This window comes from Pelomonas sp. Root1217, from assembly GCF_001425705.1.
GTDB lineage: Bacteria > Pseudomonadota > Gammaproteobacteria > Burkholderiales > Burkholderiaceae_C > Pelomonas.
The window spans coordinates 375625-390949 of sequence record NZ_LMDC01000028.1 but is presented as its reverse complement, the minus strand read 5'-3'; the positions used below and the strand labels follow the sequence as shown (position 1 = coordinate 390949).

Genomic DNA, 15325 nt, shown 5'->3' with positions numbered 1-15325 from the left:
GGACAACAACAATGAGTACTTTTGGCTCCAAGCGCATCGTCGTCGGTGCGCATTACGGCCTGCGCGACTGGCTGGCGCAACGCGTCACCGCCGTGCTGATGGCCCTGTTCACCGTCGTGTTGCTGGTGCAGGTGCTGATGCCGGGCGCCCTCGGCTATGACCGCTGGGCGGCGATCTTTTCCCAGCAGTGGATGAAGGTCATCACCTTCGTGACCATCCTGTCCCTGGCATATCACGCCTGGGTCGGCATGCGCGACATCTGGATGGACTACATCAAGCCCGTCGGTGTGCGCCTCGCGCTGCAGGTGTTCACCATCGTTTGGTTGTTGGGTTGCGCCGGTTGGGCAATCCAGGTTCTGTGGAGACTCTGATGGCGGCGCTTTCTACCCGCAAGTTCGATGTGGTGATCGTCGGGGCCGGTGGCTCCGGCATGCGCGCCTCGCTGCAACTGGCATTGGCCGGCCTCAACGTGGCCGTGCTGTCCAAGGTCTTCCCGACCCGTTCGCACACCGTCGCCGCGCAGGGCGGCATCGGCGCCTCGCTCGGCAACATGAGCGAGGACAACTGGCACTACCACTTCTTCGACACCGTCAAGGGCTCGGACTGGCTGGGCGACCAGGACGCCATCGAGTTCATGTGCCGCGAAGCGCCCAAAGTCGTCTACGAGCTTGAGCACTTCGGCATGCCGTTCGACCGCAATGCCGACGGCACCATCTACCAGCGCCCCTTCGGCGGCCACACCGCCAACTACGGCGAGAAGCCCGTGCAGCGCGCCTGCGCCGCGGCCGACCGCACCGGCCACGCGCTGCTGCACACGCTCTACCAGCAGAACGTCAAGGCGCGCACGCAGTTCTTCGTCGAGTGGATGGCGCTGGACATCATCCGCGACGCCGAGGGCGATGCCGTCGGCGTGACGGCGCTGGAGATGGAGACCGGCGAGGTCCACATCCTGCACGCCAAGACCGTGCTGCTGGCCACCGGCGGCGCCGGCCGCATCTTCGCGGCCTCCACCAACGCCTTCATCAACACCGGTGATGGCCTGGGCATGGCGGCGCGCGCCGGCATCCCGCTGGAAGACATGGAGTTCTGGCAGTTCCACCCCACCGGCGTGGCCGGCGCGGGCGTGCTGCTGACTGAAGGTTGCCGTGGCGAAGGCGCCATCCTGCGCAACAGCAACGGCGAGCGCTTCATGGAGCGCTATGCCCCGACGCTGAAGGACCTGGCGCCGCGCGACTTCGTGTCGCGCTCGATGGACCAGGAGATCAAGGAAGGTCGCGGCTGTGGTCCCAACAAGGACTACGTGCTGCTGGACATGACCCACCTGGGCGCCGAGACCATCGCCAAGCGCTTGCCATCGGTGCTGGAGATTGGCCACAACTTCGCCAACGTCGACATCACCAAGGAGCCGATCCCCGTGGTGCCGACCATCCATTACCAGATGGGTGGCATCCCGACCAATGTGCACGGTCAGGTCGTCATCCCGAAGAACGGCAAGCCCAACGACATCATCAACGGCCTGTATGCCGTGGGTGAATGCTCCTGCGTGTCGGTGCACGGCGCCAACCGCCTGGGCACCAACTCGCTGCTGGACCTGATCGTGTTCGGCCGCGCCGCCGGCAACCACATCGTCGACTTCAACCTGAAGACCAAGTCCCACAAGGACCTGCCCAAGGACGCCGCCGACAAGACGCTGGCCCGCCTGGCCCGCCTGGACTCGGCCACCAACGGCGAGTATTCGCAGGACGTCGCCAACGACATCCGCGCGGCCATGCAGCAGCACGCCGGCGTGTTCCGCACGCAGGCGTCGATGAACGAAGGCGTGGGCAAGATCAAGGAGATCGCCAAGCGCGTCGGCTCGATCGGCCTGAAGGACAAGTCCAAGGTCTTCAACACGGCCCGCGTCGAGGCGCTGGAAGTCGAGAACCTCATCGAAGCGGCGCAGGCCACGATGATCTCGGCCGCCGCCCGCCCCGAGAGCCGCGGCGCCCATGCGCACAACGACTACCCGAACCGCGACGACGCGAACTGGATGAAGCACACGCTGTGGTACTCCGAAGGCAATCGCCTGGACTACAAGCCGGTGAACCTGACGCCGTTGACCGTTGAATCCGTGCCCCCGAAGGTTCGTACCTTCTAAGTGAGCCAGACATGAAGCGCACCTTCCAGATCTACCGCTACGACCCCGACAAGGACGCCAAGCCCTACATGCAGACCCTCGAGGTCGAGCTGGACGGCCATGAGCGCATGCTGCTGGACGCCCTGGTCAAGCTGAAGGCGGTTGATCCCAGCCTGTCCTTCCGCCGCTCCTGCCGCGAAGGCGTTTGCGGCTCGGATGCAATGAACATCAACGGCAAGAACGGTCTGGCCTGCCTGACCAATATGCTGACGCTGCCGGGCACCATCGTGCTCAAGCCGCTGCCGGGCCTGCCCGTCGTGCGCGACCTCATCGTCGACATGACGCAGTTCTTCAAGCAATACCACTCGATCAAGCCCTACCTCGTCAACGACAACCCGCCGCCCGACAAGGAGCGGCTGCAGTCGCCCGTCGAGCGCGAGGAACTGGACGGCCTGTACGAGTGCATCCTGTGCGCGAGCTGCTCGACAAGCTGCCCGAGCTTCTGGTGGAACCCCGACAAGTTCGTCGGCCCGGCCGGCCTGCTGCAGGCCTACCGCTTCATCGCCGACAGCCGCGACGAAGCGACCGCCGAGCGCCTGGACAACCTCGAAGACCCGTACCGCCTGTTCCGCTGCCACACCATCATGAACTGCGTGGACGTCTGCCCCAAGGGCCTGAACCCCACGAAGGCCATCGGCAAGATCAAGGAATTGATGGTCCGCCGCGCGGTCTGACGATGGCTGAAGTGATCGGTGAACGGGAACTCTCCAAGCTGCGCTGGCGCTGCCGTCGGGGCCTGCTGGAGAACGACATCTTCATCGAGCGCTTCTTCAACCGTCATCCCGAGGGTATCAGCCTCAGCCATGCCGAAGGCCTGACCGCCCTGATGGACCTGGCCGACAACGACCTTTTGGATCTGTTACTGCGCCGCAAGGAACCCAGTGGTGAAATCGACACCATTGCCGTGCGAGGCGTGCTCGCCGATCTGCGCACCTGACTCCAGTTTTTCAAAGCCTCAAAGGACTGCACCATGACCCCGTCCGACGTGAAAGCCACCCTGTCGTTCTCCGACGGCAGCCCTTCGATGGACCTGCCGCTGTACAAGGGCAGCATCGGCCCGGATGTCATCGACATCCGCAAGCTCTACGCCCAGACCGGCAAGTTCACCTACGACCCCGGCTTCCTGTCGACGGCGTCGTGCAACTCGACGATCACCTACATCGACGGCGACAAGGGTGAGCTGCTGTACCGCGGCTACCCCATCGACCAGTTGGCGGTGAACTGCGACTACCTCGAGACCTGCTACCTGCTGCTCTACGGAGAGCTGCCCAACGCGGCCGAGAAGGCCAACTTCGAAGACCGTGTGATGCACCACACCATGGTCAACGAGCAGATGCAGTTCTTCCTGCGCGGTTTCCGCCGTGACGCTCACCCGATGGCCGTCATGACGGGCCTGGTGGGTGCGATGTCTTCGTTCTATCACGACAGCACCGACATCAATAACCCCGAGCACCGCGAGATCTCGGCCATCCGCCTGATCGCCAAGATGCCGACGCTGGTGTCGATGGCCTACAAGTACACCATCGGCCAGCCCTACATCTACCCGCAGAACGACCTCAGCTACGCCGGCAACTTCATGCGCATGATGTTTGCCACGCCCTGCGAGGACTACAAGCCCAACGACGTGCTGGTGCGCGCGATGGACCGCATCTTCACGCTGCACGCCGACCACGAGCAGAACGCGTCCACGTCCACCGTGCGCCTGTGCGGCTCGTCGGGTACCAACCCGTTCGCCGCCATCGCCGCCGGCGTGGCCTGCCTGTGGGGCCCGGCTCACGGCGGCGCCAACGAGGCGGCACTGAACATGCTCGGCGACATCCAGAAGCAGGGCGGCGTCGCCCGCATCGGCGAGTTCGTCAGCAAGGTCAAGGACAAGAACTCGGGCGTCAAGCTGATGGGTTTTGGCCACCGTGTCTACAAGAACTACGACCCGCGCGCCAAGCTGATGCGCGAGACCTGCCACGAGGTGCTCAATGAACTGGGCCTGCAGAACGACCCGCTGTTCGAGCTGGCCATGAAGCTGGAAAAGATCGCGCTGGAAGACGAGTACTTCGTCGCCCGCAAGCTGTATCCGAACGTCGACTTCTACTCCGGCATCGTGCAGCGCGCCATCGGCATCCCGGTGCCGCTGTTCACCGCCATCTTCGCGCTGGCCCGCACGGTCGGCTGGATCGCCCAGCTCAATGAGATGATTGGCGACCCCGAGTACAAGATCGGCCGGCCGCGCCAGCTCTTCGTCGGCGCTGCACCGCGCGACGTCAAGCCCATCGCCCAGCGCTGATTGGCGCCTCGTCCGCCTCGAACCCCTCGGCACCCCCGAGGGGTTCGGTCGTTTTGGAGACCCCAACAGCCCATGTCCACAGCACCTGAGATCCTCGTCCTCGGCAGCGTCAACCGCGATCTCATCGTGCATGCGCCACGCCTGCCATTGCCGGGCGAGACGCTGCGCGGCCAGCGATTCGGCTCCTGCCTGGGTGGCAAGGGCGCCAACCAGGCCGTGGCCGCGGCGCGCCTGGGCGCGCGCGTGGCCCTGGCCGCACGGGTGGGCCTGCTGGAAAACGGCGCAGCCATGGTGACCCAACTGATCGCGGAAGGCGTCGACACGCGCGCGATTGCCCAGCCCGCCGACGAGGTGCCCGGCGTGGCGCTCATCGTCGTCGGTGCCGAGGACGCGGAGAACCAGATCGTCACCGTCGCCGGCTCCAACGGCATGTTGCCGCTGGAGCAGGTCGAAGCCCTCGACATGGCGGGTCTGCGCTGGCTGATCGCCCAGCAGGAGTTGCCGCTGCAAAGCGTCGCCCGAGCCTTCGAACGCGCCCGCGCGGCCGGTGTGAAGACTGTGCTGAACGCAGCACCGTTTCGCGCCGGTTGTGAGGCTTTGTTGCCGTTGGTCGACCTGCTCGTCGTCAATGCGCTGGAGGCCCAGGCCCTGATCACGACGCTCGGCGGTGGCGCCGCCGAGCCCGAGACGCTGGCCCGGGCTTTGCGCGCCAAGGGGCCGGCGGCGGTCCTCGTGTCGTTGGGCGCCGAAGGCCTGTGCTGGATCGACGCGGAAGGCGTCCGCCGCGTGCCCGCCCGTGTTGTGAAGGCCGTCGACACCGTCGGCGCTGGCGATACCCTCGTCGGTGCCCTCATCACCGCGTTGGCTGAGGGCCAGCCCATCGCGAACGCGCTCGCGTTTGCCCAGGCGGCTGCAGCGCTGGCCGTGTCTCGCGCCGGCGTGCAGGACGCGATGCCGCGCCGCGCCGAAGTCGAGCAACTGCTCGCCGAATCGAACTGAATCGCACAAGGAGAACAAGATGTCCCAGACCCTGCTGCTGCCCCGCTGGCTGCTGACCATGAAGGCCGGCGAAGACACGCTGGAATACCACGCGCTGCTGATCGATGGCGAGCGCATCGCGGCCGTCGGCCCGCGCGAGACGCTGTTGACCCAATATCCGCAAGCCGCTCGCGTCGAACTGCCCGAGCAGATCCTCATTCCAGGCCTCATCAACGCCCATGCCCACTCGGCCATGACGCTGCTGCGGGGCGTCGCCGATGACGTGCCGCTGATGGACTGGCTGCAAAACCACATCTGGCCGCTGGAAAAGAAGTGGGTCAGCGAGGAATGGACCTACCTCGGCTCCAAGCTCGCGGCAGCCGAAGGCCTGCGCAGTGGCACGACCTACATCAACGACATGTACTTCTTCCCGACCGCGATGGCCCGTGCCGCCGTGGATTCGGGCGTGCGTGCCGCCGTGTCGATGAATGTCATCGACTTCCCGACCAGCTATGCCAGCGGCCCGGACGACTACATCGCCAAAGGCATTGCCGCCTACGAACAGTACAAGGGTGAGAAGCTGCTGGACTGGACCAGTGCGCCGCATGCGCCCTACACGGTGTCCGACGAGACCTTCATCAAGCTGCGCGACCTGGCCGAGAAGCTCGACATCCAGATGCACTGCCACATCCACGAGACGGCGGGCGAAGTGGAAGACGGTTTGAAACAGTTCGGCGTGCGGCCGCTGGAACGGCTGACTAAGCTGGGGCTGATGAATGAACGCATGATCGCGGTCCACATGGTGCATCTCAATAACGATGAGATCGAGCTGATGGCAAAGAATGGGGTGCACTTGGTACACAACCCCAATTCCAACCTCAAGCTGGCCTCGGGCGTCATGCCGTTGAAGACGCTGGAGGCCGCCGGTGTCAACACGGTGCTTGGCACCGATGGCGCGGCGTCCAATAATCGTCTCGACATGTTCGGTGAGATCCGCTCAGCAGCACTGTTAGCCAAGGGCATCACCGGTGACCCGACGGTTGCGTCCGCACGCACTGCGCTGGAGATGGCCACGGTCCGAGCTGCCAAGGCCATGGGCCGAAGCGACGACCTGGGCTCGCTGGAAGTCGGCAAGCTGGCCGACTGCGTGGCCGTGTCGCTGGACAGCATCGAATGCCAGCCCGTGTACAACGCCGCGGCCCAGCTCGTCTATGTGGCCGGCCGTGAGCATGTCAGCAATGTCTGGATCGGCGGCCGCCAGGTGCTGCGCGAGCGCCAGCCGGTCACGATCGATGTTCCCGCACTGATGGCCGATGTACGCGACGTCGTCGGCCGAATGAAAGCGCCATGACCCGAGCGTGGAGCCAGCACGGCCGCTTCAGCCTCAATTGGCGTGGCGATGTGCTGGTTCTGCGCCTTGAAGGGATCTGGAACGAGGTGGCTGCCACGCGGCTGCGCGAAGAGGGCGGCCGCCTGGCCCGTGAGCGTGGAGGTCGCCCCTGGGGCCTGCTGAGCGACACGGCCGCCTGGGAAGGCGCGACGCCCGAGGCGCTGGATGGCATCTGGGCCTTCTTCGAGGATGCCCTGGCCCATGATCTCGTCGCCGCGGCCACGGTCATCCCGGACAGTTTCCAGGCCCTCATCATCCAGCCGATGGCGGCTCGCGCCGCCATGCTGACCAACTTCCACGGCTGCGCCAGCGTCGCCGAAGCCGAGGCCTGGCTGCAAAGCCGTGGCCTGAGTCTGGTCGCATAGCCGGCACAGGGCGTCCTGCCGCCTAGAATGCTGGTTTCCCCTTACGCCGGCCGCGCGGCCCCGCCTCCCGACGCCATGACCCGCACCCTGCATCTGCAATGTTTCGAGGGCGGCAACGCCTTGTCCGCCTTCCGTGCCCAAGCCCTGCTGGGCAGGCTGCAACAGGTCAACGAGCGCATCAGCGCCGTCAGCGCCCGCGCGGTGCACTGGGTCTGGACCGACACGGCGATGGCGGGCGACGCACGAGAGCGCTTCGAGGCGCTGCTGACCTATGGCGAACCGGCCGAGGCTGCGGCCAGCGGCGACCTCGTCGTCGTGGCGCCGCGCTTCGGCACGGTCAGCCCCTGGGCGTCCAAGGCCACCGACATTGCACGCAACTGCGGCCTGGCGCTCAAGCGAGTCGAGCGTGTCGTTGAATACCGTGTCGCGCTCAAGCCCGGCCTGCTCGGTGGTGCCAAGTCGCTGAGCGAGGCCGACCTGCAGGCTTGCGCCGAACTGCTGCACGACCGCATGACCGAGTCGGTGTGCTTCACCCGCGAAGCCACCGCCCATCTGTTCGACGAGCGCACCGCGGAACCGCTGGCGCATGTCGACGTGCTGGGGCAGGGCAGGGCGGCGCTGGAAAAGGCCAATGTCGAATTCGGCCTGGCCCTGTCGGCCGACGAGATCGACTACCTCGACACCAACTTCAGGAAGCTGGGCCGCAACCCCAGCGACGTCGAGCTGATGATGTTCGCCCAGGCCAACAGCGAACACTGCCGGCACAAGATCTTCAACGCGAGCTTCATCGTCGACGGCGAGGCCCAGCCGCTCTCGCTGTTCGGCATGATCCGCAACACCGAGAAGCTGAACCCGCAACACACGGTCGTCGCCTACTCGGACAACGCCGCCATCATGGAAGGCCATGCCATCCAGCGCTGGATGGCTGCTGACGCGCCGGGCTCGGCTTACACGGCCCGCGCCGAGCAGGCCGAGGTGCTGATGAAGGTGGAGACGCACAACCACCCGACCGCCATCTCGCCCTTCCCGGGCGCGTCCACGGGCGCGGGCGGCGAAATTCGTGACGAGGGAGCGACGGGTCGCGGCTCCAAGCCCAAGGCGGGCCTGACCGGCTTCTCGGTGTCCAACCTGCATCTGCCAGGTCTGAGTGAATCCTGGGAACAGGACCCGGTCGGCAAGCCGGCCCACATCGCCTCGGCGCTGCAGATCATGATCGAGGGCCCGCTCGGTGGCGCGGCCTTCAACAACGAATTCGGCCGGCCCAATCTGGCGGGCTATTTCCGCGTCTACGAGCAGACGGTGGACGGCATCCGCCGCGGCTATCACAAGCCCATCATGATCGCCGGCGGCCTGGGCACCATCCGCTCCGACCTGACCAGGAAGATCGAGTTCCCGGCAGGCAGCCTGCTCATCCAGTTGGGTGGCCCGGGCATGCGCATTGGCATGGGCGGCAGCGCGGCGTCGTCGATGGCGGCAGGCACCAACACCGCGGACCTGGACTTCGACTCCGTTCAGCGCGGCAATCCCGAGATCGAGCGTCGCGCGCAGGAGGTCATCAACCACTGCTGGGGCCTCGGGCCCGAGAACCCGGTGCTGGCCATCCACGACGTCGGCGCAGGCGGCATCTCGAACGCCTTCCCCGAACTGGTCAACGATGCCGGCCGCGGTGCGCGCTTCGACCTGCGCAAGGTGCCGCTGGAGGAGTCGGGCCTGGCGCCGAAGGAAATCTGGTGCAACGAGAGCCAGGAGCGCTATGTGCTGGCCATCGCACCGGGCAGCCTGGAGCGCTTTGCGGCGATGTGCGCTCGCGAGCGCTGCCCCTTCGCCGTCGTCGGTGTCGTCACCGAGGAGCGTGATCTGAAGCTGGTGGACGGCGACACCGAAGTCACGGACCACCCCATCGACATGCCGATGGACGTGCTGCTGGGCAAGCCGCCCAAGATGCAGCGCGATGTGAAGCGCGTGGCGCATGATGGCGGCGCGCTGGACCTGTCCGGCGTCAAGCTGGAGCAGGCGGCGTTCGACGTGCTGCGCCACCCGACCGTCGCCAGCAAGCGCTTCCTCGTCACCATCGGCGACCGCACGGTCGGCGGCCTCAATCACCGCGACCAGATGGTCGGCCCCTGGCAGGTGCCGGTGGCGGACTGCGCCGTCACGCTGGCGGACTTCAACGGCTTTGCCGGCGAAGCGATGAGCATGGGCGAGCGCACGCCGCTGGCGTCCGTCAACGCACCGGCGTCGGGTCGCATGGCTGTGGCCGAGGCCGTCACCAACCTGCTGGCCGCGCCCTTCGAGCTGTCGCGCGTGAAGCTCAGCGCCAACTGGATGGCGGCCTGCGGCGAGCCGGGCGAAGACGCCGCACTGTTCGACACGGTCAAGGCTGTCGGCATGGAGCTGTGCCCGGCGCTGGGCATTTCGATCCCGGTCGGCAAGGATTCCTTGTCGATGCGCACGAAGTGGAGCGAAGGAGGGGACGACAAGCAGGTCACCGCGCCGGTGTCGCTGATCGTCACGGCCTTTGCCAGCATCGCCGACGTGCGCGGCACGCTGACGCCGGAATGGCAGCGCGAAGACTCCTGCGCCATCCTCATCGACCTGGGCCAAGGCAAGCACCGCATGGCCGGCTCCATCCTGGCGCAGACGCTGAACCAGTTCGGCAGCGATGTGCCGGACCTGGACGAGCCTCAACAGCTGGTCGCACTGGTCAATGCGATCAACGAACTGCGTGCCGCGGGCAAGCTGCTGGCCTATCACGACCGTTCGGACGGCGGCCTGTGGGCGGCGGCCTGCGAGATGGCCTTTGCCGGCCAGACCGGCTTGAGCCTGAACGTCGACATGCTGGTCACCGAAGGCGACGGCATCAGCGACAGCCGCGCCGACATGGGCGACTCCAAGAACTGGGCCGCCCAGGTCAGCGCCCGCCGCGAGGAACTGACGCTCAAGGCCCTGTTCAGCGAGGAGCTGGGTGCGCTGATCCAGGTGCGCGCGGCGGATCGTGATGCCGTCATGCAGGTGCTGCGCGCGCATGGTCTGTCCCGGCACTCGCATGTGGTGGCCAAGCCGAATGCGGCGCGGCAGATGGAAGTCTGGCGCGATGCGAAGAAGGTCTTCGGCGCCGACCTGACGACGCTGCAGCAGACCTGGGACGAGGTGAGCTGGCGGATCGCCAAGCTTCGTGACAACCCGGCTGGCGCGGACGCCGAGCATGCCGCGGCTGGCAAGGCCGATGATCCCGGCCTGCACGTCCACCTGACGTTCACGCCCGAAGCCCCGTTCGTCAACACCGGCGCGAAGCCGAAGGTCGCGATCCTGCGCGAGCAGGGCGTCAACTCGCATGTCGAGATGGCCTATGCGATGTCGCTGGGCGGCTTCGACAGCTTCGACGTGCATATGAGTGACCTGCAGTCGGGCGCGGTCAAGCTGGAGGGCTTTGCGGCCTTTGTGGCCTGCGGCGGCTTCAGCTACGGCGACACCCTGGGTGCCGGTGAAGGCTGGGCGCGCAGCATCATGTTCAACCAGGTGCTGACCGAGCAGTTCCGCGCCTTCTTCTCGCGCTCCGACACGCTGGCGCTGGGCGTCTGCAACGGCTGCCAGATGCTGGCCGCACTCGCGCCCATCATCCCGGGCGCCGAGGCTTGGCCGCGGTTCACGCGCAACCAGAGCGAGCAGTACGAGGCGCGGCTGGCACTCGTGGAGGTACTGGATTCGCCCAGCGTCTTCTTCAAGGACATGGCCGGCAGCCGCGCGCCCATCGCCGTCGCTCACGGCGAGGGTTTCGCGAACTTCGCGCGCCAGGGGGATGCGGGCAAGGTCATCCCCGCGATGCGCTTTGTCGACAACCACGGCCAGGCGACCGAGGCCTATCCGTTCAACCCGAACGGCAGCCCGGGCGGCCTGACCTCGGTAACCACGCCGGACGGCCGCTTCACGGCGCTGATGCCCCACCCTGAGCGCGTCTTCCGCAACGTGCAGATGAGCTGGACGAGCGGCGACCGCGCGCAGCACAGCCCGTGGCTGCGGATGTTCCAGAACGCGCGGAAGGCGCTCGGCTAAATCGCGTCGACTTCGAGCAGCAGCCGGTCGAGGCCCTCCTCGGTCCCGCGCCGGCGCTGCGCCAGGTCCTGGTGACCGTCGAGATAGACGAGCTGCTCGGTCAGCTTCAGCGTCGAGCCCGCCGGAGTGTTGGCAAGCTCCACCGTGACCAGGGACGCCGACAGCGCGCGGCCGTCTGCCGCCATCGAGTAGGCGAACACGATGCGCGCGTTCGGCACGATGTCGAGGAAGACCTTGTCGACGGCCAGCTGGGTGCCGTCCGGCAGCGCGCTGCGGTAGGTCTCCTGGCCGCCGGGGCGGAAGTCCATGCTGAACTCGGTCGCGTTCGTCTCGGCATGGCAGTCAGACCAGCGCAGCTTGGTGGCGGGGTCGGCCCAGGCGGCGAACACGCGGGCGGCCGAGGCCTTGAAGCGGCGCTCCAGCACGAAGCTGGTGTGGACCGCGGGAGTCGTCGTCATCAAGGTTGCTTTTCCTGTTCTGCGAGAAGGGCGTCGAGGGCATCGAACTGTTGGTGCCACATCGCCTTGCGCTCGGCCACCCAGGCCTCCAGCCCGCCAAAGGCATCAGGCGCGATGCGGTAGGTGCGCACGCGGCCGGCCTTGTCTGACTGCACGACACCGCCAGCCTCCAGCACCGCAAGGTGCTTCAGCGCGGAGGGGAGGCGAAGAGACAGCGGTTTGGCCAGGTCCGACACCGAGGCTGGCCCGCGCGCCAACTGGTCGACCATGGCACGACGGTTGCCGTCCGCCAGCGCTGCGAAGAGCCGGTCCAGCCGCGCCGGTTCAGTCGGAGAGGAAGCGGGCGGGGAGGGCATGGCGCAGAGGGTAGTACTGGAAGACGGGGCGAGCCTCGACAATGCAGCGCCAGACCGAGGGGCGAGCCAGCAGGCGCTCGAAATAGGCGTTGAGCTTGACGTGGGCCGGCGAGAACGGCCGCACGATGGCGGCGTAGAACAGCGCAGGTGCGGCAGCGCAGTCGGCCATCGTGAAGGCATCCCCTGCTGCCCAGGCGTGGTCGCCTAGGCGGCTTTCAATGAGGTCATAGGCCAGCCCCAAGTCGTTGACGGTGCCGGTCAGGGTGGCCGCGTCGCGCTCGGCCTCGGGGCGCAGCTGCTGGGCAATGAAGCGCTGCATGGGCGTCATCACGTGCAGATCGAAGACACGGTCCCAGAGGCGCACCTCCAACTGCGCCTCGAATTCATCGGGCAGCATCTGTACGGCTCCCGGATGGTGGCGGTCCAGGTACTCAATCTGGATCGAGGTCTCGGGCACGACACGGTCCCCGTCGACCAGCAGCGGGATCTTGGCCGTGGGCCAGAGCGCTGCATAGGCCGCGCGTGCCGCCGGGTCGCCGAGATTGACAGCGCGGGCTTCGAAAGGCACGCCGTTCTCGTAGAGGGCGATCAGGACCTTCCAGCAATAGGAGGACAGCGGGTGGTAGTGCAGGGTCAGGGACATGGTGGCTCTAAAGTTTCCACGATGGCTAAGTGTATGGAAACTTTCAGACAAAGGAAACTGTCGAGGCAAAACAAAGGCGGACCTCGGCCCGCCTTGTCTGGATGGCGAACCGGATCAGTCCTGCACCACCGCTGCCGCCTGCAGCCGCTTGTTCACCCGCAGTGCCACCAGCGTGCACACGACGCCCGACAGCAGGTAGAGGCTGAGGGACACCAGCCCGAACCGTGAGGACAGGAAAAGGGCCACGACGGGCGCAAAGGCCGCGCCCAGCAGCCAGGCCATGTCGGCCGTCAGCGCCGCGCCGGTGTAGCGGAAGTGCGGCAGGAAGTTGGACGTGACCGAGCCTGCCGACTGGCCGTAGGACAGGCCCAGCAGCACGAAACCAATCAGGATGAAGGCCGCCTGCCCGGGTTTGCCACCGCCGAGCATGAACGGTGCGAACAGTGCGAACACGCCGATGGCCATGGCCATGGCGCCCAGGTAGCTGCGTCGGCCGATCTTGTCGGCGATCAGCCCGGACATGGGCATGGCCACGGCAGCAAAGGCCGCACCGAGCAGTTCCATCTTCATGAAGTCGTCGACACCTTGCGCATCGGACAACGCCACCCAGGACAGCGGGAACACCGTCACCAGATGGAAGAGCGCATAGCTGGCCAGGGCGGCAAAGGCGCCGATGACGATGTGGTGCCCTTGAGCCGGCAGCAGCTCGCGCAGATAGGCCGGGTCGAGCTCATGCTCTTCCATGCGCTTCTCGTACTCGTGCGTGACGACCAGGCGCAGACGGGCGAACAGTGCGACGACGTTGATGGCGAAAGCCGTGAAGAAGGGGAAGCGCCAGCCCCAGGTCAGGAAGTCTTTCGCGTCCAGGCTGCTGAACACGTACAGGAACACGCCCGAGGCCACAAAGAATCCCAGCGGCGCGCCGAGCTGGCCCAGCATGGCGTACCAGCCGCGGCGGTCGGGCGGGGCGTTCAGGGCCAGCAGGGAGGGCAGGCCGTCCCAGGAACCACCCAGCGCGAGGCCCTGGCCGACGCGGGCGAGCGCCAGCAGCCAGATGGCAGCGCTGCCGGCCTCGGCATACCCGGGCAGCAGGCCCATGCCGACCGTGGAGCAGCCCAGCAGGAAGAGGGCGGCGGTCAGCTTGGCGGAGCGGCCGAAATGGCGCTGGATGGCCATGCCGATCAGCGTGCCGACCGGTCGGACGACGAATGCCAGCGCAAAGACCAGGAAGGCGTAGAGGGTGCCGGTCAGGCGGTCGGCAAAAGGGAAGAAGACCTGTGGGAAGACCAGCACCGAGGCGATGCCGAAGACGAAGAAGTCGAAATACTCGGACGCGCGCCCGATGATGACCCCCACCGCGATGTCGCCGGGGGCCAGGTCTTCGTCGGTCCGGGTGGTCAGCGGACCCGATTGGGGGCTATGGAAAGTACTACCTGCAACTGCCATTTCGGGCTTGTCTCCGTCTGTGCCTTGGACAAAATGTCCAATCGTTGATTTACCTCAATCAACTTACATTCCATCGCTGCGTGCAAGATCGTTAACCCTGGCGCGCGCCTCAGGATGTACCCCAACAAGTCTCTCCTCAACAGCGCCCTGGTCTTGTCAGCCAGCTTCGCTTTGTCTGGCTGCGATTGGATCGTGATGAAGCCGCATGGCGACATCGCGCAACAGCAGGCCCAGCTCATTGTCACGTCGACGCTGCTGATGCTGCTGATCATCGTCCCGGTGATCGCGCTGACGCTGTTCTTTGCCTATCGTTACCGGCAGTCCAACACCGAGGCGACCTATGCGCCGGACTGGGACCATTCCACACGCCTGGAACTCGTCATCTGGGGCGCGCCGCTGCTGATCATCATCGCGCTGGGCGCCATCACCTGGATCAGCACCCACAAGCTCGACCCCTTCCGCCCGCTGGACCGCATCGCCGAAGGCAAGCCCATCGCTGCCGATGTGAAGCCGCTGGAGGTCTATGCGGTGTCGATGGACTGGAAATGGCTGTTCATCTATCCCGAACAGGGCATTGCGACCGTCAATGAACTGGCTGCGCCGGTGGACCGCCCCATCCACTTCCGCTTCACCTCGACGACGGTGATGAACACCTTCTATGTGCCCGCGCTGGCCGGCATGATCTACACGATGCCGGGCATGGAGACGCAGCTGCACGCCGTCATCAACAAGGCCGGCATCTATGACGGCCTGTCGGCCCATTACAGCGGCGCGGGCTTCTCGGACATGCGCTTCAAGTTCCACGGCCTGACGGACGAAGAGTTCGCGCGCTGGGTCGATGGCAACAAGACCGGCGGCGGCGCGCTGACCCGCGCTGAGGTCGTCAAGCTCGAGCAGCCCAGCACCAAGGAACCGATCCGCCGCTTCGCCAGCGTCGAGCCCGGCCTGTGGAGCGCCATCGTCGACCGCTGCGTCGACGGCAAGAAGATGTGCGCCAGCCAGATGATGGCCATCGACGCCGCCGGCGGCGCCGGCAAGGGCGGCGTGGCCAGCACGATGCGCAGCCCGTGGCGCGATGCCGAGGGCACCTCGCGCGAGCGCACCGTCGTCGCCGCGCTGTGCACACCGACCAACCTGCTGGGTCTGCCCGTCGAGGCCGACACCTCTGCGAAGAACTGA

14 protein-coding genes are annotated in these 15325 nt (G+C 66.3%); 10 read left to right on the top strand and 4 right to left on the bottom strand.

What is annotated here, in order from left to right; all coding sequences use genetic code 11:
- The first annotated feature begins 11 nt into the window (after positions 1 to 11).
- The 9 genes from sdhD to purL all read left to right on the top strand — a co-directional run bounded on the left by sdhD (position 12) and on the right by purL (position 11243).
- A complete protein-coding gene (sdhD, locus tag ASC95_RS21785) occupies positions 12 to 371 on the top strand; it encodes a succinate dehydrogenase, hydrophobic membrane anchor protein (RefSeq protein WP_057299790.1) in 360 nt (119 codons plus the stop codon).
- The gene (gene sdhA, locus ASC95_RS21780; protein ID WP_057299789.1) at positions 371 to 2137 is read left to right on the top strand and encodes a succinate dehydrogenase flavoprotein subunit; all 1767 of its coding nucleotides are present in this window, start codon (positions 371 to 373) and stop codon (positions 2135 to 2137) included. Before sdhD ends, sdhA begins: the two co-directional genes overlap by 1 nt.
- Positions 2138 to 2148: 11 nt before the next feature.
- Complete coding sequence (locus tag ASC95_RS21775) at positions 2149 to 2850, top strand: succinate dehydrogenase iron-sulfur subunit (protein ID WP_056196394.1); 702 nt, start codon at positions 2149 to 2151, stop codon at positions 2848 to 2850.
- Positions 2851 to 2852: 2 nt separating this feature from the next.
- Positions 2853 to 3113, top strand: coding sequence for a succinate dehydrogenase assembly factor 2 (locus tag ASC95_RS21770; RefSeq protein WP_056196396.1), 261 nt, complete (start codon positions 2853 to 2855; stop codon positions 3111 to 3113).
- A gap of 33 nt (positions 3114 to 3146) precedes the next feature.
- A complete protein-coding gene (gene gltA, locus ASC95_RS21765) occupies positions 3147 to 4457 on the top strand; it encodes a citrate synthase (RefSeq protein ID WP_057299788.1) in 1311 nt (436 codons plus the stop codon).
- A gap of 72 nt (positions 4458 to 4529) precedes the next feature.
- The gene (locus ASC95_RS21760; RefSeq protein WP_057299787.1) at positions 4530 to 5456 is read left to right on the top strand and encodes a ribokinase; all 927 of its coding nucleotides are present in this window, start codon (positions 4530 to 4532) and stop codon (positions 5454 to 5456) included.
- Between the two features lie 19 nt (positions 5457 to 5475).
- Positions 5476 to 6786, top strand: coding sequence for a TRZ/ATZ family hydrolase (locus ASC95_RS21755; RefSeq protein WP_057299786.1), 1311 nt, complete (start codon positions 5476 to 5478; stop codon positions 6784 to 6786).
- Positions 6783 to 7190 (top strand): hypothetical protein, encoded by a 408-nt coding sequence (locus ASC95_RS21750; protein WP_057299785.1) that lies wholly within the window; start codon positions 6783 to 6785, stop codon positions 7188 to 7190. Before ASC95_RS21755 ends, ASC95_RS21750 begins: the two co-directional genes overlap by 4 nt.
- 75 nt (positions 7191 to 7265) lie before the next feature.
- Complete coding sequence (gene purL, locus ASC95_RS21745) at positions 7266 to 11243, top strand: phosphoribosylformylglycinamidine synthase (RefSeq protein ID WP_057300460.1); 3978 nt, start codon at positions 7266 to 7268, stop codon at positions 11241 to 11243.
- Here purL and ASC95_RS21740 read toward each other — a convergent pair.
- From ASC95_RS21740 to ASC95_RS21725, 4 genes are all read right to left on the bottom strand, one after another.
- A complete protein-coding gene (locus ASC95_RS21740; protein WP_057299784.1) occupies positions 11240 to 11701 on the bottom strand; it encodes an SRPBCC family protein in 462 nt (153 codons plus the stop codon). The two genes, purL and ASC95_RS21740, sit on opposite strands and share 4 nt — an antisense overlap.
- Positions 11701 to 12057, bottom strand: a complete 357-nt coding sequence (locus ASC95_RS21735; protein ID WP_057299783.1) for a helix-turn-helix transcriptional regulator — start codon at positions 12055 to 12057, stop codon at positions 11701 to 11703. The genes ASC95_RS21740 and ASC95_RS21735 overlap by 1 nt, the downstream gene beginning before the upstream one ends.
- Complete coding sequence (locus tag ASC95_RS21730; protein WP_057299782.1) at positions 12026 to 12700, bottom strand: glutathione S-transferase family protein; 675 nt, start codon at positions 12698 to 12700, stop codon at positions 12026 to 12028. Before ASC95_RS21730 ends, ASC95_RS21735 begins: the two co-directional genes overlap by 32 nt.
- A 114-nt stretch (positions 12701 to 12814) precedes the next feature.
- A complete protein-coding gene (locus tag ASC95_RS21725; RefSeq protein WP_057299781.1) occupies positions 12815 to 14146 on the bottom strand; it encodes an MFS transporter in 1332 nt (443 codons plus the stop codon).
- Positions 14147 to 14260: 114 nt separating this feature from the next.
- Between ASC95_RS21725 and cyoA the strand changes: the two genes are divergently transcribed.
- The gene (gene cyoA, locus ASC95_RS21720) at positions 14261 to 15325 is read left to right on the top strand and encodes a ubiquinol oxidase subunit II (RefSeq protein WP_057299780.1); all 1065 of its coding nucleotides are present in this window, start codon (positions 14261 to 14263) and stop codon (positions 15323 to 15325) included.